Origin of the sequence: Muriicola marianensis, assembly GCF_014638095.1 — a bacterium.
Taxonomy (GTDB): domain Bacteria; phylum Bacteroidota; class Bacteroidia; order Flavobacteriales; family Flavobacteriaceae; genus Muriicola; species Muriicola marianensis.
The window spans coordinates 1,635,650-1,656,140 of the sequence record NZ_BMFH01000001.1; the positions used below are offsets into that span (position 1 = coordinate 1,635,650).

General features: G+C 49.8%; 18 protein-coding genes. 12 read left to right on the forward strand and 6 right to left on the reverse strand.

Annotated elements, in window-relative coordinates; translation table 11 throughout:
• Window positions 1–120 precede the first annotated feature (120 nt).
• Window positions 121–921 carry a DUF481 domain-containing protein gene (locus IEV19_RS07405; protein WP_188370017.1) on the forward strand — a complete coding sequence of 267 codons (801 nt, stop codon included), beginning with the start codon at window positions 121–123 and terminating at the stop codon, window positions 919–921.
• 61 nt (window positions 922–982) lie between these two features.
• On the opposite strand, the gene IEV19_RS07410 is transcribed toward IEV19_RS07405, so the two are convergent.
• The 3 genes from IEV19_RS07410 to hemH all read right to left on the reverse strand — a co-directional run bounded on the left by IEV19_RS07410 (window position 983) and on the right by hemH (window position 4,062).
• Complete coding sequence (locus IEV19_RS07410; RefSeq protein WP_188370018.1) at window positions 983–1,525, reverse strand: porin family protein; 543 nt, start codon at window positions 1,523–1,525, stop codon at window positions 983–985.
• 117 nt (window positions 1,526–1,642) lie between these two features.
• Window positions 1,643–3,031, reverse strand: a complete 1,389-nt coding sequence (locus IEV19_RS07415) for an MATE family efflux transporter (protein WP_188370019.1) — start codon at window positions 3,029–3,031, stop codon at window positions 1,643–1,645.
• Window positions 3,031–4,062, reverse strand: coding sequence for a ferrochelatase (hemH, locus tag IEV19_RS07420; RefSeq protein WP_188370020.1), 1,032 nt, complete (start codon window positions 4,060–4,062; stop codon window positions 3,031–3,033). Before hemH ends, IEV19_RS07415 begins: the two co-directional genes overlap by 1 nt.
• A gap of 163 nt (window positions 4,063–4,225) precedes the next feature.
• On the opposite strand from hemH, the gene IEV19_RS07425 reads away from it, so the two are divergent.
• Complete coding sequence (locus IEV19_RS07425; RefSeq protein WP_188370021.1) at window positions 4,226–5,293, forward strand: mechanosensitive ion channel family protein; 1,068 nt, start codon at window positions 4,226–4,228, stop codon at window positions 5,291–5,293.
• A 24-nt stretch (window positions 5,294–5,317) separates the two neighbouring features.
• On the opposite strand, the gene IEV19_RS07430 is transcribed toward IEV19_RS07425, so the two are convergent.
• Window positions 5,318–9,427 (reverse strand): FG-GAP-like repeat-containing protein, encoded by a 4,110-nt coding sequence (locus tag IEV19_RS07430; RefSeq protein ID WP_188370022.1) that lies wholly within the window; start codon window positions 9,425–9,427, stop codon window positions 5,318–5,320.
• Between the two features lie 194 nt (window positions 9,428–9,621).
• Here IEV19_RS07430 and IEV19_RS07435 point away from each other — a divergent pair, with 194 nt between their 5' ends.
• On the forward strand, window positions 9,622–10,464 hold the full coding sequence (locus tag IEV19_RS07435) for an N-acetylmuramoyl-L-alanine amidase-like domain-containing protein (RefSeq protein WP_188370023.1): 843 nt from the start codon (window positions 9,622–9,624) through the stop codon (window positions 10,462–10,464).
• Window positions 10,465–10,480: 16 nt separating this feature from the next.
• On the opposite strand, the gene IEV19_RS07440 is transcribed toward IEV19_RS07435, so the two are convergent.
• Complete coding sequence (locus IEV19_RS07440) at window positions 10,481–10,858, reverse strand: VOC family protein (RefSeq protein WP_188370024.1); 378 nt, start codon at window positions 10,856–10,858, stop codon at window positions 10,481–10,483.
• Window positions 10,859–10,956: 98 nt separating this feature from the next.
• Window positions 10,957–11,844, reverse strand: coding sequence for a helix-turn-helix transcriptional regulator (locus tag IEV19_RS07445; protein WP_188370025.1), 888 nt, complete (start codon window positions 11,842–11,844; stop codon window positions 10,957–10,959).
• A gap of 199 nt (window positions 11,845–12,043) precedes the next feature.
• On the opposite strand from IEV19_RS07445, the gene hemA reads away from it, so the two are divergent.
• From hemA to IEV19_RS07490, 9 genes are read left to right on the forward strand one after another with little or no spacing between them, the layout of a single operon-like run.
• Window positions 12,044–13,300 carry a glutamyl-tRNA reductase gene (hemA, locus tag IEV19_RS07450; RefSeq protein ID WP_188370026.1) on the forward strand — a complete coding sequence of 419 codons (1,257 nt, stop codon included), beginning with the start codon at window positions 12,044–12,046 and terminating at the stop codon, window positions 13,298–13,300.
• Complete coding sequence (hemC, locus tag IEV19_RS07455; RefSeq protein WP_188370027.1) at window positions 13,297–14,211, forward strand: hydroxymethylbilane synthase; 915 nt, start codon at window positions 13,297–13,299, stop codon at window positions 14,209–14,211. Before hemA ends, hemC begins: the two co-directional genes overlap by 4 nt.
• Window positions 14,208–14,885, forward strand: a complete 678-nt coding sequence (locus IEV19_RS07460) for a uroporphyrinogen-III synthase (protein WP_188370028.1) — start codon at window positions 14,208–14,210, stop codon at window positions 14,883–14,885. Before hemC ends, IEV19_RS07460 begins: the two co-directional genes overlap by 4 nt.
• 2 nt (window positions 14,886–14,887) lie before the next feature.
• The gene (gene hemE, locus IEV19_RS07465) at window positions 14,888–15,919 is read left to right on the forward strand and encodes a uroporphyrinogen decarboxylase (RefSeq protein WP_188370029.1); all 1,032 of its coding nucleotides are present in this window, start codon (window positions 14,888–14,890) and stop codon (window positions 15,917–15,919) included.
• Window positions 15,916–16,419: a DUF6973 domain-containing protein gene (locus IEV19_RS07470; protein ID WP_188370030.1), complete on the forward strand. Its 504-nt coding sequence runs from the start codon at window positions 15,916–15,918 to the stop codon at window positions 16,417–16,419. Before hemE ends, IEV19_RS07470 begins: the two co-directional genes overlap by 4 nt.
• Window positions 16,416–17,327, forward strand: a complete 912-nt coding sequence (gene hemF, locus IEV19_RS07475; RefSeq protein ID WP_188370031.1) for an oxygen-dependent coproporphyrinogen oxidase — start codon at window positions 16,416–16,418, stop codon at window positions 17,325–17,327. The genes IEV19_RS07470 and hemF overlap by 4 nt, the downstream gene beginning before the upstream one ends.
• 11 nt (window positions 17,328–17,338) lie before the next feature.
• Window positions 17,339–18,130, forward strand: a complete 792-nt coding sequence (locus tag IEV19_RS07480; protein ID WP_188370032.1) for a PhzF family phenazine biosynthesis protein — start codon at window positions 17,339–17,341, stop codon at window positions 18,128–18,130.
• A 42-nt stretch (window positions 18,131–18,172) separates the two neighbouring features.
• Window positions 18,173–19,162, forward strand: a complete 990-nt coding sequence (hemB, locus tag IEV19_RS07485; RefSeq protein ID WP_188370033.1) for a porphobilinogen synthase — start codon at window positions 18,173–18,175, stop codon at window positions 19,160–19,162.
• A 51-nt stretch (window positions 19,163–19,213) separates the two neighbouring features.
• Entirely contained in the window at window positions 19,214–20,491 is a 1,278-nt protein-coding gene (locus IEV19_RS07490; RefSeq protein ID WP_188370034.1) for a serine hydrolase domain-containing protein, read from the forward strand.

Below are 20,491 nucleotides of genomic sequence, written 5' to 3' on the forward strand. Positions count from 1 at the left end.
TTTCACGACCACCTGCTAAATCCGACTTGAATATCAATAGGCATTGGCAAGTACACCAGATCAATTTTTATTTCCGTCTATTCTAATTATCTACCTTTATCCGGTTCAAAAACGATCACTATGAAATCCCTGTTAACCGCCGTTTTGATACTGTGCCTTGCAATCCCCAGGTTGTCTCAAAGCCAGGTGCTGCATACAGAAAACTTCAATGTCATACTGGATTCCACGAAGAGAGTCAAAGGCTCCTTTATCCCGAGTTTCAGATACCGGAATGTGAAACAAAAATTTTTTGAGATAGAGAACACGGCCGACATTTCATTTAAGGTAAATCGCCAGGCCTTTACATTAGCAAACAAACTTGAATATTCCCGTTTCGGGGACGAAGATATCCTCTCTGGTGGGTTTGTTTATTTCGAGAACAGAAATCCTTTACACCAAAATGTATTACTGGAATCCTATGCGCTGATCTTGTGGCAGGAGATACGAGGATTGCGGATTAAATACAGTGTGGGTGTAAACGCCCGAGTTCCTCTGGTGGTCAATTCACGGGAAGGACTTTTTGCCGGACTGGGCCCTTCGTATGAATTTGAGAGGTGGACATACTCAGGAACGTCTGACCCTTCTTTAATACCCCCAGATCCTAAACCGATAGAAGTTGAAAAAATAAGGGCCAACTTGTATATGAACTTTAAAAGTAAGTTGAGCGATGAGTTCACCCTGGATATCAGTGGTTATTATCAACCGGCTTTAGGTAATTTTTTCTCCAATTATCGCCTGGCAAGCAGTTCTGAGATCACTTACAATTTTACCAGAAATATCGGCTTGTCCCTGCTGTATCAAAACATCTATGATCCAAAACCAGTAGTGCCTATCAGCACCTTATTTCACGATGTGAGTGTAGGCTTGAATCTTTCCTTCTGAGAAGGATCAAAAAAAAACAGGAGTCGAAACCCCTGTTTATCAATGCTAGTCAGGTAATTATTTAAAATCTGTAGCCAACTCCTAGCTGAAATCCTTTGGTTCTGAGTTTGGCATCACTAAAACCCGGGTCATCTTCTGCTATATTCGCGACCCCCAGATTGTACCGTGCATCCGCAAAGAAACCTCCTATAACTTCAAAGGCCGCTCCGAAATTCAGTCCGAAGTTAGTGCCTTTCAATCCGTCAGTCCCTCCCTCGGCATCTGCGAGGATACCGATTTGCGGTCCGGCCTGTATGTTAAACCCTTCCACAAGGTAGTATTTCACCATTAAAGGGACGTTTACATAACTTACTTCAGCATCCTGAGCTCCTTCAATAGAGTACAGCAGCTCGGGCTGGAAGTGGAAATTCTCTGAGATCCCTACATCGACGAGACCACCGACATACAGACTGGTGGCACCATCTGGGGAGGCTCCTTCACCGTCGAATACCACCTTGAGGTTAGAGAAGTTTGCTCCCGCTTTCACCCCGAAAGTAACATTCTGGGCATTGGCGTTTGTCCCATAGGCTATCAAAGCAACTAAAAGAATAAGCGTTTTTTTCATGGTTCTATTAGATTTGTTTTAGTTGAAGTAAAAATAGAACTTTTATAAATAAAAATTACAACTTCAACGGTACTGCACGCCCCCCCCTGAATCTTCCAGGGATTTCAGAGCAGTAGCTCAGTTACCCTCTTTTCTTAGAACCAACCTGACTTCACGTTTGAGAAAGTACCCCGTTACTATGGTGGAGAGCGTATCGGCGACAGGAAAAGACAACCAAACCCCTAGTTCCCCGAGGTACAGTGGTAATATCAGTATTAACGGGATAAAGAAGAACCCCTGGCGGGTCAGGGTCAGCAGCAGGGCGGGCACTGCCTTCCCAACGGCCTGAAAATAGGCTGCCCCGATCAACTGAATGGCGATTATGGGGGTTGCTGCAAAGACCCAGCGCATGGCCGAAGGGGTGTTTTCAAGGACAAAGGTATTACTGGCGATTTCCGCTGCCGACATATCTGCCCTATGGCTCAGGAACAGGCCCGTGATCTCTGCCGGAAATACCATCAGCCCGATAAAGACCACCGTAGCCACAACGGCTGCATAGGTGATGGCGGTATTGATGGATTCCCGGACCCGCTGGTATTTCTTCGCCCCGTAATTGTACCCGGCAATGGGCAGGAATCCCTGGGTAACCCCGAAAACAGGGAAAAGTGCAAACATCAGCATTCGTCCTATAATGGCATAAACCGCAACCATGGATTCACCTCCGAGATCGAAAAGGATATTGTTCATGAGCAGGTAGGTGACGCTGGTCACAGCCTGGCGGGAGAGGGTGACAAATCCAAGGGATCCGATCTCCCTTAGGATCGGTAAATGGAGCCCGAAATGAGTCAGGTTTATCTTCAGTTCTGAGTTCCTGGAAAGGAAAAAATACAGAATATAGGCAAAGCAGAGTAGGTAGCCCCCTGTTGTCGCCCAGGCTGCCCCTTCCATCCCCCAGTCGAAGATATAGATAAAGATGTAATCCATCAGCAGGTTCCCGACAGATGGAATGATCATGGCGATCATGGCAAACTTAGGTTTCCCTTCAGCCCTGATCACGGTATTCCCCATCATGCAAAGGGCGAGGAAGGGCACACCGTAAAGGACAATGGTATAGTAGATCTTTGCCGGCTCGAAAATGCCTCCTTTACCCCCGAAGGCAGGGATCAGGTCATTGGCAAAATAGAGGCCAAAGCCCACCATGGTGATGGTGACGAGGAGGGTAAGGGTGATCTGGTTGCCAAAGGTCCTGAGCGCTTTTTCAGGATCATTTGCCCCGAGTGCCCTCGAAATGATACTGCTCCCCCCTATCCCAATGGCCATCCCCAGTGCCGCGATAAAGAAGGATACCGGCAAGACCACATTGATGGCCGCAATGGCAATGGATCCTATCCAGTTTCCCACAAAAATGGTATCCACCAGGATATTCAGGGACATCACCAGGATCCCGATAGAAGCAGGCACCGCCTGTTTGATCAGGAGCCTGCCGATGGGTTCTGTCCCCAGGTCCTCTGCGGATACCCTGGCCATCAGACGGGAAGAATGTGCTGAGTCTGCCAGTCGCGTATCCAGGTCGCCATAAGCGCCACCCAGTCGTCCCGTTCATTCAGGCAGGGAATGTGAATGTAATGTTCGCCTCCGGCTTCTTCGAACTGCTCCTTCCCTTCCATGGCGATCTCTTCCAGGGTCTCCAGACAATCACTGACAAAAGCCGGTGTCACGACGGCCAGCTTTTTCTTGCCTTCTTTTGCAAGACGTTCAAACTCGTAATCGGTATAAGGTTTAAGCCACGGATCGCCCGCCAGACGGGATTGGAAGGAGGAACTGACCTTCTCTACGGGAAGCCCAAGGGCCTCCACGACCAGGTCTGTGGTTTTGTAACACTGGTGCCTGTAGCAGGTGTGGTGGGCCACCGAATTCACCTTGCAGCAACTGCCGTCTATCTTGCAGTGAAAGCGGGTGGGATCCGATTTACGGATATGCCTTTCAGGAATGCCGTGGTATGAAAACAGTACGTGGTCATAATCAAAGTCCTCCAGGCCCTCGGCAATGCTCGCCGCAAGTACCTTGATGTATTCCGGATTGTGGTAAAAGGCCGGAAGTGTGGTGACCTTCATATCCGGGAAATGCTTCTGCTGTTCTTCCAGGGCTTTTACCACCACAGTCTCATAGGAAGACATGGCGTAATGGGGATATAAGGGAACCAGCAAGACCTCATCAACGCCTTTGTCTGCCAATTCCTGTAATGCTTTTTTGATACTCATGCTCCCGTACCGCATTCCCAGGGCAACGGGGAGATCTGTCTGCGCCCTTACCTTCTCGGCAAATCGTTCAGAGATCACGATCAGGGGAGACCCTTCCTCCCACCAAATCTTCTTGTACGCTTTGGCAGACCTCTTGGGACGGGTTTGCAGGATGATCCCTCTCACGATGATGTTCCTCAAAATCTTGGGTACGTCAATGACGCGTTCGTCCATCAGGAATTCATCCAGGTAGGGTTTGACATCCTTGGCTGTAGGGCTGTCTGGCGAGCCCAGATTTACTAATAATACTCCTTTCAAAACAACATTTTTTAGCGCCTCAAAAATACTACTTGTGCCTTAACTGACCAGCGTTCACCTCCAATACTTTGCTTATACGATCATAGAGATTGGTAATAAAATATGGTATTGCGATGATTCTTCCTTATTTTCCATATCGAACCAACGTTACCCATTCGACCCTATGCGAGATGAAATCCTGAAAATTCCCTCGAATACCTCCCTTATGTATGTCTTTGGAGGGCTCCTTCTACTAATGCTGATCTATTTTGCCGCTGTTCTCCTGCTAAGACGGTTGGGAAAGGATCCGGAATATGTGATCCCACCGGATACTATGAAGAAGATCTCCTTTCCCCTAATTCTCATCCTCTTTTCCTTTCTGTTAAGGATGAATTCCTTGAGGGATTTACTGGGATTAGGGGAATTCGGATACGTATTCCGCAAATCGAGCACACTGCTATTTATCTTTTCCTTTACGTGGTTGCTTATCAAAATTATCAAACTCGTCAAGCAACTGGTGATAGAGAATTACGATGTAAGCTCTGCGGACAATCTGAAAGCGCGAAAGGTCTATACCCAGTTCACGATACTGGAGCGGATCTTTATTTTCATAGTTACCATTATGGCACTGGGTATTGCGCTGATGAGTTTTGAGGAAATTCGCGAGATCGGGATCAGCATATTTGCCTCCGCCGGGGTGGCAGGTATCATCATTGGATTTTCGGCACAGAAGATGATCGGCGCTATCCTGGCCGGAATACAGATCGCCATAGCCCAGCCGATCAAGATCGACGATGTGGTGGTGGTCGAAGGAGAATGGGGCCGCATAGAACAGATCACCCTCACCTATGTGGTGGTCGCGATCTGGGATAAAAGACGACTTGTATTACCTACCACTTATTTTATCGAAAAACCATTCCAGAACTGGACAAAGACGACCGCCGATATCCTGGGCACCGTCTTCCTTTACACGGATTACCGCCTCCCCATAGAACCGCTTCGGGATGAACTGAAGCGGATACTTGAAAACACCGAACTGTGGGATGGCCAAGCACAGAACATACAGGTCACTAATGCTACAGCCAATCACGTGGAGATCCGGGCATTGATGAGTGCCAAGGATTCTCCTACCGCATGGGACCTTCGGGTACATGTCAGGGAGCAGTTACTCACCTTCCTTCAAAAGAACTACCCGAATTCCCTCCCTCATACCAGGGTTTTCCTTATCAACGAATTTGATAAAAATGAGTAATGAGGTGGTGATTGCCGACTTACCCTAATCCGAGACGATCACTTTTAAGGGCTTTCTGATGTTCCCATCCTGAACGACCAGGAAATAGATTCCCTTTCCCAGGGATGAAAGAGAGAGGGTCTGCTTGCCTTCCACAGTTCTGACCAACTGTCCGGCAAGGTTGAAGACCTCTACCTTACTGTTCTCCCCCAGAGATGGAATGTTGAGTTCACCGCTTGTGGGATTGGGATAAGCCAATAGGCCTGTGGGTATGGAAATGGTCCTGGAAAATTCCCCTTCACAGGGCAGGCCGGAAGACAGGACAAGAAAGTCACCGTCTGTCACCGGGATATTGAATCGGGAAGTATTAAAGGTGCCCACTACCTCATTGTTCTTCTTCAGGGTAAAGGGAGGTGTGCCTTCCGTCACCTCAAAGCTGGCCCTGAAAGCCAGGCCCTCCTGTTCCAGTTTGGAAGAGACCTCCATAGCGGGTACCTCCTGTATCCTGAGGTCGTAGCAACGTTCAAATTCAGGGTTGTTTTCCACGCTGAGGCAAATAGTGTACATCCCGGGTGGGAGATTAGGGATGACGATCTCCCTGTTAAAACTGAATTCCTGTCCATTTACCGTCAGACGATAGTCGTAGTAATCCGTAGCCTCAATACTGATAGAGCCATCATCACTCCCATGGCAACTTTCACCCCGGGTCCGGACAAGGAAATTCTCAGTTGTAATATTCACCAGACCGTTGAAGTATTCACCGGCCAGGTCAAAGGCCTGGTTCCCGATCTTTTCTCCCATGATCCGCCCGGGAATATCATCGACGGGAGGATGGATGCCCCCCCAGATACGGGACAGACTTGTCTGGTCTGAAGCGTCACGGTAGGTGGCCCATTGCAGGCTGAACCCTTCACTGGGACCCTGTTCAAAGACCAGGAAATTGTTTTGTTCCACATCAAAAACTCCCATACCTCCGGGAAAATAGGCGTCGCCGGTAAGCCTGGTCATTACCTCAGCGGCAGCCCTGGAAAAAGTGGAATGTCCGGAGACGTAGCCCGCAAAAGGAGGGGTGACAAATGTCGGCCTCTGATAAGGCCACCAGCGGGTACCCAGAATCCATCCCACTCCGGCAATGTCAGCAGTTGGGTCTTGTATCTCATCGGGGCCTTTCCAGGCGTAAACCTTGACCTTCCCAACATTCTCATTACTGGCCCCTGCCAAAGGGTCGCCGTTCTGTATGAGTTCTATCCGGCCCGGGATCAGGGGCAGTCCGTGGGGATGGAATCCGGGGAGGGAAGGATCTGAACTCTGTCCTTTTGAGGCCATATAACGGATCGCGGAGATCGGCCTGATATAATCATAATACCCCTTGATGGCCCAGGTATTGATCGCCGCATCGTGCATGGCACCACCCAGTGCCAGGTAACACTTTACATCCCATTCCCATTCGTCTACCACTTCCCCTTTTCCTTCTATCTTCTTAACGGTCTCGGGGTGGTCACTCACGTAATTCAGGATCGTGAACCAGTGCCCGGGAGGCGTTTCAGAGTCCGGTCCGTCTGCCCAGAATTCGGCCAGTACCCTGGCGTAATCAGCCCGTTTTACCAGCTGGGGTTCATACGGGAGTCCGGTAGCCGGGTTTACGGGATGACCCGCCCCTGGATCTCCCCCGTCCATGAAATCGTAGAACGACTGATATTCATCAAAACTCGAGGGAAATGCACTGATGTCTACGTTTCCCAGGCTGGCAGGAGAAATGTCGACTAGGGTGGCATCGGCCGGATCGAGGTGGGATGACCATGAGGCGACCAATGCAAAATGCCACTTGTATGGATCCTCTATCCCGTCTTGAGCAGAATTCTGTATCTGAGGAGGCATACCCGGATCTTCGTAAATATAGCTGTTGAATGAACCATTGTTCAGGATCTTCAGATCGGACTCCTTCAGGGCAAATGGCAATACCTCCCCCCATTCCGGACTCAGGAATTCAGGGACACTGCCGGTGATCGTATTCCCACTCTGGTCTACAAAGCTCTCAAAGGCCAGGGGTTGCCACCTGTTGGGGTCTGCGAGATCGTAGCTGTCCGAGTACTCATCCAGGGCAAGGGGTTCGTTGACCGGCTGGTAGAATTCATTCTCATAACTGTCTTTCTCGTTCGACCCGTCCTGGTACCCGAAGTCGATCAGTTTGGCACCGAGGTAATTCCCAAGCGCGGCATAAGACCCATTGCTGTAGTCCGTACTCGCGAAGGAGGGGTCAAATCCCAGGCTTTCCATCAGTTCATCAAACCGCTGCAAGGCAAAGGTCACTCCCGGAGATTCTGCGAATCGGTACGTTAGAAGCCTGTACATGGCAAAACTGGTGATCTCAGCCCTGGCCTGTTCCAGGTCGGTAGGGGGATCGATCCCATCGAACTCACAGGAAAAACCATGGGCGGTCTTACCTAAAAAAGCTGTCTCGGCCGTCTCGTCAAAAACGGCCCATGCATCGTACATAGCCAGGGCGCTGTGATACAGGTTTCTGGCATGTACCGTGGGCCTGGCAAAGTCGGTTCGTATGGCATCCAGCAAGGCTTCATTCCATTGTCTCGGCACAGAAAGATGGGCAAATTCCTCGGCCCTGGTGCCCACCCCGTTATTCCCGTCGCTCGACTCTACGGGGTTGGTTCCTTCCACCAGGATTACCTTTTGGTTAGGTGCTATATTTTCGAAACGATCCGTGATCCCGCTCAGCCAGGTCACTTCTATATAATCCACCGAGGTGGCATCGCCCAGACCAACAAATTGTGTCTGGCTGTTCTGACTGATAAACCCTTCACCACAAAGGGTGTATCGGTACTGGACCTCACTCCCGATCCCAACCTTTATAAATGAACCCACTCCCATTCGGTTACTCTGGGTTCCTTCGAGCTGGATCTTGAGCCAGTTGTTCTGGGTGGCCGACTGGTTTTCCCAAAGGTTGATGGGTTGATCTCCGATATTGATCACGGCTATATCGGGAAGGCCGTCATTTTGTATATCCCCTATGGCATTGCCATAACTGGCCCTTATATCATCTGCAAATCCCGAGGTGGAAGAATCTGTATAAACCCCATCCCCGTTGTTCTCGTAGTAGGCTGATGAAGGCTTCCCGTCCGACCCGTCCAGATGGCTAACCACATACAGGTCGAGGTCCCGATCATTCTCCCCGTCGAGGAATACCGCCCCCCAGGCAAACCCGTCGAAACGGGTACCGTTAGATTGGGCGATATTGCTGAATGTTCCGTCCCCGTTGTTTCTCAGAAAGGCATTACCGAGCACGCTGGTTGTGAAAACAGGCGGATAGATATTGGTCACGTAAATATCCAGCCATCCGTCATGGTTGTAATCCCCTACGGTGGCCGACATCCCGTCCATCTTCAGGTCCATCCCAGAGGCGATGCTCACATCTATATAGGTACCATCACCCCGGTTCCTGTAAAGTGTATTAGGCAATTCGTCCTTGTCATTGGCCAGGAAGAGATCCTGATACCCATCCCGGTCATAATCCAAAAAAGCCGCACTCTGGGTGAACTGGGCTTCCAGGGACAAACCGGCAGCCGCAGTCACATCGGTAAACACCCCTCCACCCTCATTTCGGTACAGCAGATTATGGTCTACAAAATCGTTGTCCCTCACGATCAGGAAGAGATCCAGGTCCCCGTCGTTGTCGATATCTCCCCAGGAATTTCCCCAGTAGGTTCTGGGTTCAGGGGCGATCCCTGAACTTCCAATGATATTCGCAAAGGCGCCGTTTCCATCGTTCCTGTATAACCAGCACTGGCCTTCATCGCTGTTGGCAAAGAAATCCATGTCGCCGTCATTGTCGAAATCCACCCAGGTCACCTGCCGGGCTTCCAGTCCCCCGCTGCTGATAGGCAGGGTCTGAACCTCGAACTGACCTCCCGTATTTCTCAGGAATTGAAAATCGCGGGTGGTAGAGGCGGGTATGGAAATATCGTCCCATCCGTCATTGTCGTAATCGGCAAAGGAGATTCCCGGACCGTGGAAAGTGGCTACGTCCCCATATCTCACTTCCTGGTCGGCCTTTTGAGAAAGGACATCAGAAAAGAAGGCCTGTCCAAAGGCAGAGATCCCGTAAAAAAAAGAAAAGATCGAAATGGCAGCTTTCTTCATCAGTCTGTTTCCTCGTATTTCGAAGATGTACTCCTTGAGTATTCCGGTAATTTTCGCAATTAAGCATAATTTTTCGGCCAATGCCAACTTAATCGACAGAATTACGGGTCGGAAGGTTGTGTCATCAGACCAATTGCAACAGACTCTCAATAAGCGTTGGGCAAAATAAATTAAAGTTACTTTTGTACCTGACTATGAAGTATTGGATCATTTTTTTTATGACCGTTTTGATCAGTGGGTGGACATATGCCCAGCAGATCAGGTGTACCCCTGCCAATAAAGAGGCGGTCCTGCAAAAACTGGAGCAGATACGAGCCATTCCGGATACCAACCTCGGGGAGGAACTCGTTTCGATTGGCCGAACTTTTCTGGGTACCCCCTATGTGGCCCGCACCCTGGAGGGAAATGTTGAAGAATCACTGGTAGTCGACCTGCAGGGACTTGATTGCACCACCTTCGTTGAGAATGTGATCGCCTTCGGTCTCATCCGCAGGGAGGGTACTTTTACTTTCGATGCCTATCTGGACGCCCTGGAAATAATCCGGTATCGCGATGGGAAATTGAACGGGTACCCTTCCAGATTGCATTACTTCACGGAGTGGATCACAGACAATCAAAAGAAAGGACTGGTCAGGGATGTTACGGCAGAACTTGGCGGAAAGGAAATCCTGAAAACTCTTGATTTTATGACCGGCCACCGCGATCTGTATACAGCTTTGGCAGAAGAAAGGGACTATGAAGAAATGCAGAGGATCGAAAAATCGATCAGCGAGGTACCCCTTTGTGTTCTGTCTGTTGAAGTGTTGAAAGAGAATGAGCACATGTTGGCCTCGGGGGATGTCATCGCCCTGGCAACCTCCATCAATGGACTCGATGTCACCCATACGGGGTTCGCCATCAGGATGCCGGACAACAGGACCCACCTTTTGCATGCCTCTTCATCAGGAGAAGTGGAGATATCCGATCTGCCGCTGGTAGATTATCTGAGAAAGATCAAAAAGAATACGGGAATTATTGTGGCCCGACCTGCATTCTGAACTGTAGAGTGCAGAATCAGACGATCCTCCAGGGCGGATTTTTGCGGTTTTTCCCGGCATAATACAGCACCAGCTGGTTGAGATCAGGGTCTGTCAAACGGGCTTCCCGCCATATCCATCTCTTGTCGTTGGGCATCTCATCGAATTCAATGCCTTTCTCCACCAATTCCCCTACGTATTCATCCAGATTCCGGCATTCAAAATAGACCATGACACCCTGACCCTCCGGCAAGGCATCTACCTGGTGTATAGAGAAAGTAGCATCCCCTTCGGGACATTCAAACCGGGCGTAATTCGGCAGCGCCTTGACAATAAGCTTCAGGCCGAGCTTCTCATAGAAGGCGACAGACTTCGCCAAGTCCAGTGACGGCACTGTTACCTGGTTGAGGTTCATTCGTAGTTTGTTTATTCTAAGGTCGTGCCCTAAATATCTACAATTTGAACCAATTTTAAAAATGCAAAAGCTCCCCTATGTTGGCTTTTCAGTTCAGCCTACTGAGACTGGGCCATCAGGTATTTTTTAGGGGTGGTACCGTATTTTTTCTTGAAGGCAGCGATGAAATGGCTGGAAGTACTGTACCCTACCCTGAGGCCCACCTCATTTACATTGTACTGATTGGATTCCAGCATTTTACGGGCAGTTTCCATCTTGTAATCAAAGAGGAAGCTGTAGACGGAATCGCCGTAGATCTGTTTAAACCCTTCTTTTAGTTTTTTCAGGCTCAGCCCGATCTCCTCAGAGAGTTCCTGCAGTGTCGGGGGTTCGGCCATCCTCTCGAGGATGATCTCCTTTGCCTTGCGGATTCGCTTTACGTTTTCTTCGTCCACCAGGAAGGGGCACTGTTCCTCTACCCCGGGATCGACACGATTAAAACATAGTGCGATCAGTTCATACACCTTCCCTTTCAGATACAGGTCGGATATATTGGGATGAATGTTTTGATTCATCAGCTGACTCAGCACTACAGCAATGGCCGGGGTGATGGCCTCCTGGGTATAGTATTTTTTTTCCCTGAATTCTTCGCTTAAAAAAGGAATCTGTTCTGCCTGACGGGAAAAAAGAGAATGGAATTTCTTGATGCTCATCACCAGGGAGATCATCCAGGAGCCTGGTTGAAGTTCACATTGTAAAGGGAGGTCTATCTGAGTGTTGAAAAGCAGGAGCGACTGTTCTGCAGGTACGTCCAGAGCGTAATTGCCCTGGTTAAAAATAAACTTTGCACCCCCTTTGGTACAGAAGTGGAGTTGCAGATAAGTACGGTCTATCTTCCTGTTGTACTGCTGTTTACGGGACATATCATTTTGAAATTTCAGCATCAGAATTCCGGGCTCCACATAGGTTTCTATAAAAGAACCTTGAGCGATGTTTTTTTCATCCATGAATCTGCATTTTAGAGCGTTATTATTTAGAATATTTCTAAATTAAGATATTGGAAACACCCTGTTTCATGGCAAAAATAGTGGTATTCCGAGATATTCCTAAACCCGGAATGCAAAAAAACCTGAAACGATACTTAAAGTACCTTTAGCGTTATTTTCTCTTTCAGGCACATCTTATTTTTGTGGCTGATTTGTTATGATGAAGAATTACCACATCTCCAGGCATAATTCGTTTTATACCGTAGGGCTGAGTTATCTCAAAGCCGATGCAGATCTGAGAGGAAAATTCAGTCTGGATGAGAATGGAGAAGATAAGATTCTCACTGAGGCGGCAGAACTCGGAATAGACGGCCTGCTCATCACCGCTACCTGCAACAGGACAGAATTGCACGGATTTGCCCAGCACCCGTTTCAGCTTATCAAGCTGCTGTGCGACCATTCCTTTGGTAGTGTCGAGGAGTTCCAGGAAGTTGGATATGTCTATAAAAACTACGAGGCCATCGACCATCTGTTTCGCGTAGGTACCGGCCTCGACAGTCAGATCCTAGGAGATTTCGAGATCATTAGTCAGATCAAAAAAGGGTTTGCCCGTTCCAAGGAAAAGGGATTGACTAATCCTTTCCTCGAACGCCTTATCAATTCTATTCTGCAGGCCAGCAAACGGATCAAGAACGAGACGGAGATCTCCTCGGGAGCCACCTCCGTGGCCTTTGCTTCGGTACAGTATATCCTGGAGACCGTCCCGGATATATCCGAGAAAAACATTCTATTGTTCGGCACAGGAAAGATCGGGAGGAACACCTGCGAGAATCTGCTGAAGCATACGGAGAATACACATATCACCCTGATCAACCGAACCCGGGACAAGGCGGAGAAGGTCGGCGGTAAATTCGATCTGCTGGTCCGGGATTACTCAGACCTTCAGGCTGAGATCCGTCAGGCTGATATTCTCGTCGTGGCAACCGGGGCTCAGAAACCCACCATCTCGAAGTCCCTCCTCCACCTCACAAAACCCCTCCTCATTCTGGACCTGTCTATACCAAAGAATGTGGACGAGGATGTAAACGCACTCCCTGAAGTCACCCTGGTACACCTCGACCATCTCTCGCAGAGAACAGACAAGACCCTGGAGAGACGTAAAAAGTATATCCCCCAGGCCGAGATGATCATTGATGAGATCAAGGCTGAATTCACAAAATGGCTGGAGACCCGTAAATTCGCCCCGGTGATCAAGGCTCTCAAAAAGAAGTTAAAGACTTTAAAGGAAGAGGAGATCGATTTCCATTCGAAAAAACTGCCGGGTTTCAATCAGGAGCAGGCCGATATTATCTCGGAGCGCATCATCCAAAAGATCACCAAGCAGTTCGCCAACCACCTCAAGGACAGCGAAGTGGATGCAGAAGACAGCCTGGAACTCATCCAGAAAGTCTTCCAGTTAGAAGTGGAAAAACCATGAACAGGGTGATCCGGATAGGGACCCGAGACAGCGAACTGGCCCTCTGGCAGGCCCATACCGTAAAGAACAAACTGGAAAAGGAAGGGTATGAGTGCGAGCTCCTTCCGGTAAAGGCCACCGGGGATATCATCCTGGACCAGCCTTTGTACGAGCTGGGGATCACCGGCATCTTTACAAAGACGCTTGACGTTGCCCTCCTGAAAAAAGAGATCGACATAGCCGTACATTCCATGAAGGATGTACCCACGAGCCTGCCCAAAGGGGTGGTACAGGCTGCTGTCTTAAAAAGGGGCAATCCCCGCGATATCCTGGTTCACAAAGGCCTGGATTTTCTCAATGAAGAAGGTGTTGTGGCCACGGGAAGCCTCAGGCGAAAAGCCCAGTGGCTGCATCGCTATCCCCTCCACGAGATCACTGACCTCAGGGGAAATGTGAATACCCGACTACAGAAATTCCGGACCCAGCCCTGGAATGCGGCTATTTTTGCCGCGGCCGGACTCGAACGCATCGACCTGCTCCCGGACCACTTTACGACACTGAATTGGATGGTCCCGGCTCCGGCTCAGGGCGCCATGATGGTTGTTTGTCTGGAGGATAACACCTTCTGCCGTGAGGCCCTCACCACCCTGAACGATGAACAAACCGAGATATGTACCGGTATTGAGCGGGAATTCCTGAAAACCCTGGAAGGGGGCTGTACAGCACCCATTGGGGCCCTGGCCGAGATCAAAGGGGAAAAATTGCATTTTGAAGGTGTGCTCCTGTCTCTGGACGGGCAAAAGATATTCAGAGTCAGGAAAGAAGTCGAATCAGCACATCCGGAAGGTTTTGGTCAATCCTGGGCTAAGGAGATACTTGAGCAGGGCGGGGATGAACTCATGCAGGAGATCAAGCAACAATTGGAAAAATGAATTCCGTTCTGTCGACACGAAACCTCAGCAGCAGTCAGCTGGCCCTCCTGGCCAAATCCGGCATTGGGATGGAGTGTTACGACGCTATCCTGATCAAACTATTGAAGGCTGAACTTCCTGAGGGATTCGATGAGTATATCTTTACCTCCAAGAACGGGGTTAAGGGATATCTGAAAAACCGGGTACCGGAAGCAGAAAACCAGAAAAAGATCACCTGCTATTGTGTGGGAGAGAAAACGCAGGCATTTTTGGAAGAAAAAGGCTTGTTTGTGGCGAAAATGACTCAAAATTCACGAGAATTAGGTGATTTTCTGGTAAAAAACGATAAAAAAGGTCCATTTTTGGTCTTTACGGGCAACCGGAACCGACCCGAACTGGGAAGCAAACTGGAAGAACATCAGATCCCTTTCCGGGAAGTGTTGGTTTATGAAACACACCTCAATCCCAAAAAGATCGAAAAGAATTTTCAGATCCTCCTCTTTTACAGTCCGAGTGGGGTCCAGAGTTTTGTTCAGGTAAACGACCCGAAGGATGAGACCGCACTCTGTATCGGAGAGACCACTGCCCGGGAGGCCCGCAAGCACTTTCGAAAGGTTGTGGTGGCTGATAAGCCGACGACCGATAACGTCATTGAAAAATTAATTGAGAATTTCCCAACCCTTTCAAACGCATAAATATGGCATTAAAAAATGACCTGCTGCTAAAAGCCCTGCGCGGAGAGACCGTTGAACGACCCCCGGTATGGATGATGAGACAGGCCGGCAGATATCTCCCGGAGTTTATGGAACTGAAAAAGAAATATGATTTCTTTACCCGCTGCCAGACCCCGGAACTGGCCTCTGAGATCACTGTGCAACCCATCAGAAGGTACGGGATGGATGCCGCCATCCTGTTCAGTGACATCCTGGTCATCCCCCAAGCCATGGAGATCGAGGTGCAGATGAAAACGGATTTCGGGCCCTATCTCCCCAATCCCATTCGTTCCAAAAAAGACCTGGACCGGGTGGTGGTCCCCGATGTGGAGCAAAGCCTAGGTTACGTATTGGATGCCATTAAAATGACCAAGGAAAAACTCGCAGATGAAGTGCCCCTGCTGGGCTTTGCGGGCTCTCCCTGGACCATCCTGTGCTACTGTGTACAAGGCCAGGGCAGCAAGAGCTTTGACAAGGCCAAGGAATTCTGTTTTACCCAACCCGATACCGCCCATGCCCTGCTCCAAAAAATAACAGATACCACTATCGCCTATTTGAAAGCCAAGGTTAATGCGGGCGTCAATGCCGTTCAAGTTTTTGATTCCTGGGGCGGGATGCTCTCCCCTGAGGACTACGAAATATATTCCTGGCCCTACATCCAGCAGATCGTGGATGCCCTCAAGGACGAGACCCATGTGATCGTCTTCGGAAAGGGGTGCTGGTTTGCCCTGAAAACCATGTCGCAATCAGGTGCTTCTGCACTTGGGGTCGACTGGACATGCTCCCCTCAGAATGCGCGGTACCTGAGCGGAGGACAGATCACCCTCCAGGGGAATTTTGATCCGTCCCGCCTGTTCTCTCCCCCTGAAGAGATCAAAAAAATGGTAAAAAAGATGATCCGCGAGTTTGGAAAGGACCGGTATATCGTAAACCTGGGTCATGGTATTTTGCCTACCGTCCCCCTTGAAAATGCCCGGGCGTTTATCGAAGCTGTAAAAACCTATTCCGAAGGGTGAATGAGATCTGGGCAGTGATCCGGCGGGCACGGCCGAGGCAGTTATTCCGACTGGTGTGGCTTTGCCTGACCCATATCAGGCTGGTATGGCCCACCTACAGGGCAACCAAAAAGACCATCAGCATTGCTGATGAGCACTTCGCCCACGAGCACCGAAGGAATACTCCGGCCAATGCCTTCAGGCATGCCCTTTGGAACTGGATGATCGCAAAAGAATGTACCCTTGTGGTAAAGGAGGAGGAAAAAGTCTTACGATGGACAGAATTGATCACAGATATGCATGAGAGGATACTTCCTGGAAATACGCTAACGAATGCCATGGACCTGCATAACAATGCAGTGGGCAGGACCCTATTTAGAAATGAGGAAAGGAAGAATAACGATAGAAGTGTCTCCTTATTCCTCGAAATGACAGAGAACTCCCTGCTGGTCAGTTCCCTCCAGGAAATACAACAAACTCCGGAAACCCGACTTGTGCATCTTATAAACACGGTATCATGAAAGAAAAATTCTATGCTTATATCGAATCCCTCCAGGACAGGATCTGCTCTTCGCTGGAGAACATTGACGGAAGGGCGTCCTTCCTGGAAGATCTTTGGGATCGTCCGGAAGGTGGCGGCGGCCGTACACGGGTGATCCAGGAAGGAGCAGTCTTTGAGAAAGGCGGGGTCAATATCTCTAAGGTGCACGGCCCACTGCCCAAAAGCATGCAGGCCTACTTCGGGGTGGGTGAATCCGATTTCTTTGCCTGTGGCCTGAGCCTGGTCCTCCACCCGGTCAATCCTATGGTCCCCACCGTACACGCCAATTGGCGGTATTTTGAGCTCTACGACAAATCGGGAAAGGTGGTCGACCAGTGGTTTGGTGGAGGTCAGGACCTCACCCCATATTATCTCTTTGAAGAGGACGCTGTTCATTTCCATGCCGTTTGCAAACAGGCCTGTGACAACCATCGCCCGGAATTCTATACCCGGTACAAAGAACGGTGCGATTCTTATTTCTGGAACGCCCACAGGGATGAGGCCAGGGGGGTAGGCGGACTCTTCTTCGACTATTGCCGACCCGGAGAAGACCTATCCCTTGACCAATGGTATGATTTTGTCACCGAAGTAGGGGATTCCTTCCTGCCTTCCTATCTTCCCATTGTGGAAAGAAGGAAAGACCTGGATTATTCTGAAGCCGAAAGGGACTGGCAGGAGATCCGCAGGGGCCGGTACGTGGAATTTAACCTGGTACACGACAAGGGGACTTTGTTTGGACTGAGGACCAACGGCCGGATTGAGAGTATCCTGATGAGTTTGCCCCCAAAAGTACAATGGCGATATGACCACAACCCGAAACCCGGCAGTCGGGAAGCCCGGCTGGTGGAAGTCCTGAAATCCCCAGAGAACTGGGTAGAAAAGAAATAATCTCAAGCGTTATGAAAACACTCACTCTCTATCAAATTGACGCATTTACTGCTGAACTTTTTCAGGGAAACCCGGCGGCTGTATGCGTGCTGGACTCCTGGCTGGAGGAGGAGACCATGCAGCAGATCGCCATGGAGAACAACCTGGCGGAAACAGCCTTTGTGGTAAAAAGGGATAAGGATTATCACATCCGCTGGTTCACCCCTGAGCTGGAAGTAGACCTGTGTGGCCATGCCACCCTGGCTTCGGCCTGGGTGCTTTTCCACGAGTACGGACACCCGTCAGACATCGTCCATTTCCATTCGGACCGAAGCGGATCGCTTCGCGTAAGAAAGGAAGGGACAGGGGAACTTACCCTGGACTTCCCGATCGACCCATTGGAGGAGGTATCCCCCATAAAGGAGATCAATATCGCCCTGGGGAGGGAACCCCAGAAGATTTTTAAGGGGAAAACGGATTATATGCTCATCTACTCCAGTGAACAGGAGATACGAGAAATAGAACCTAATTTCTTCCTGCTCGACAAGGTAGATGCCCGGGGAGTCATCGTAACAGCCCCGGGTGAGAAGGTGGACTTTGTCTCCCGATTCTTTGCGCCTAAGTGCGGCATCCCGGAAGATCCCGTGACCGGATCGGCCCACACCACCCTGACCCCCTATTGGGCAAAAACATTTGGCAAAACGGATCTTACTGCAAAACAACTTTCCCAAAGAGGCGGAGACCTGAGGTGCCAACTCAGGGGAGACCGGGTATTGATCTCCGGGAGGGCCGTCCCGTATTTGAAAGGCGAAATTACACTGTAAATCTGGTGCAATTCCCGTACCTTTAAAAAGAAATATCTTGCCATGTATCCATTAAGAAGAAACCGGATCTTACGCTCCAATCCCTCCATCCGGAAGATGGTCCGGGAGACCGTACTACAACCCGCTGATTTTCTGGTCCCGCTGTTTGTGGTGGAAGGCCACGGGGTAAAGGAAGAAATACCTTCAATGCCCAATTATTACCGACTCAGCCTGGACCTGCTGCAAAAGGAAGTGAAGGAACTATGGGATATGGGACTTTGCGGGGTGCTGCTTTTTGTTAAGATCCCCGATAACCTCAAGGATAATACGGGGGCAGAAGCCCTCAATCCCCATGGGCTTATGCAACGGGCCATCAAAACCGTGAAGGAAACCTGCCCGGATATGCTCGTCATGACCGACGTAGCCCTGGATCCCTACTCCACTTATGGGCATGACGGGATCGTGGCTAAGGGGCAGATCCTCAATGACGCCACCAATGAGGTGCTGGCCCAAATGAGCATTACCCACGCCCAGGCGGGAGCTGATTTTGTCGCACCCAGCGATATGATGGACGGCAGGATCCGGATCATCAGGGAGGCCCTGGAAGATGAAGAACTCACCAATACCGGCATCATGAGCTATGCCGCCAAATACGCCAGTGGTTTCTACGGGCCTTTCCGGGATGCCCTGGAATCGGCGCCTGTGGCTTCAAAGGAAGCCCCCGAGGATAAACAGACCTATCAGATGGATCCCGGAAACCGACTGGAGGCCATCAAAGAGGCCGAAATGGATATTGACGAAGGGGCCGATATCATTATGGTGAAGCCGGGATTGTGCTACCTGGATATCGTGCGCGACTTAAGGGAAGTCGTAGACGTCCCCCTGGCAGTCTACCAGGTCTCCGGGGAATACGCCATGCTGAAAGCCGCCGCGGACAGGGGATGGCTAGACCACGACACGGTTATGTTGGAGCAATTGATCTCCATCAAAAGGGCAGGTGCCAATATCATCGCCTCTTACTTCGCAAAAGAGGCCGTAAGGCTGCTCAGCTAAGGGGATAATGCCTGAGGTTTCCCTATCTTAAGGATCGAAAATCCAGCACTTATGAGCCGGAGGCAATTCGTGATATTACTTTTCATACTGTACGGTATTTTTGAAACTGCTTATAGTCAAAATACTGAATATAAGGACTTTAATTCTCTTTCGCGAAAGGCAGATTCCATTATAACATTTGGTATTTTAAATGAAGCTTTCCCTGGAGCCCAGGTCCTGGTTGCCCATAAAGGAGAGATACTTTTTCACAAAACCTATGGCTACCATACGTACGACAGCCTGGTCCCCGTACAGAAAAACGACCTCTACGATCTGGCTTCGGTCACCAAGATTTTGGGAACCCTTCCCCTGCTCATGAAGTTGGTGGAAGAGGGGCGAATCGACCTGGATGTCCCTTTTAGCCACTACTGGAAACCCTGGGAAGGGAAAAAGGACAAAAAAGATCTGACCCTGAGGCAAATCCTCAGCCACCAGGCGGGACTGACCCCTTATATAGTCTTTCTCAATGAAGTCATGGAGAACGGGACGCTCAAAAAACGCTTTGTCCGATCTTCCGCCACTAAGAGATTCGGGTTACAGGCCTATGAGGATCTCTGGGTCAGGAACACCTTTGAAAATCGGGTCTTCAGGAAGATCAGCCGGTCTGAGGTAAAACAGGAAAAGAAATACCTGTACTCCGGCCTTGCCTTTTTGCTCTATCCCTCCCTTATAGAACAGATTACCGGCCATTCCTTTACCTACCTGCACACCAAAGAATTCACTTTTCCCATGGAGATCCCCTCCTTGGGATACCTGCCATCTGCAAAGGGATTCCCCAACCCTGTAGTGCCCACGGAATTCGACTCCCTTTATCGAAAAGAGCTGGTGCAGGGGTGGGTACACGATGAAAATGCCTCTTTGTTTGGAGGGGTATCCGGTAATGCCGGACTTTTTGGTACTGCGCGCGACCTGTTTCGATTTATGCAGATGTACCAGAATTTCGGGGAACTGGATGGTCACAGATACCTGAAAGAAGCTACCGTAAAAGAATTCACACGGGTACAGTATCCCGATAATGACAACCGACGGGGACTGGGGTTTGACAAGCCCCTTTTGGACAATGCCGACCAGCCCCTCTCAGAAGCATACCCCGCTCCGTCTTCAAGCCCGGAAAGCTTCGGACATAGCGGTTTTACAGGCACTTTCGTGTGGGCCGATCCTGAATACCAATTGGTATTTATATTCCTGTCAAACCGGGTATATCCCAGCAGGACACACCGAAATTTATACGAATTGAATATCCGTGTTGCCCTACATCAATTGTTTTACGAACACCTCATAAATCAATAA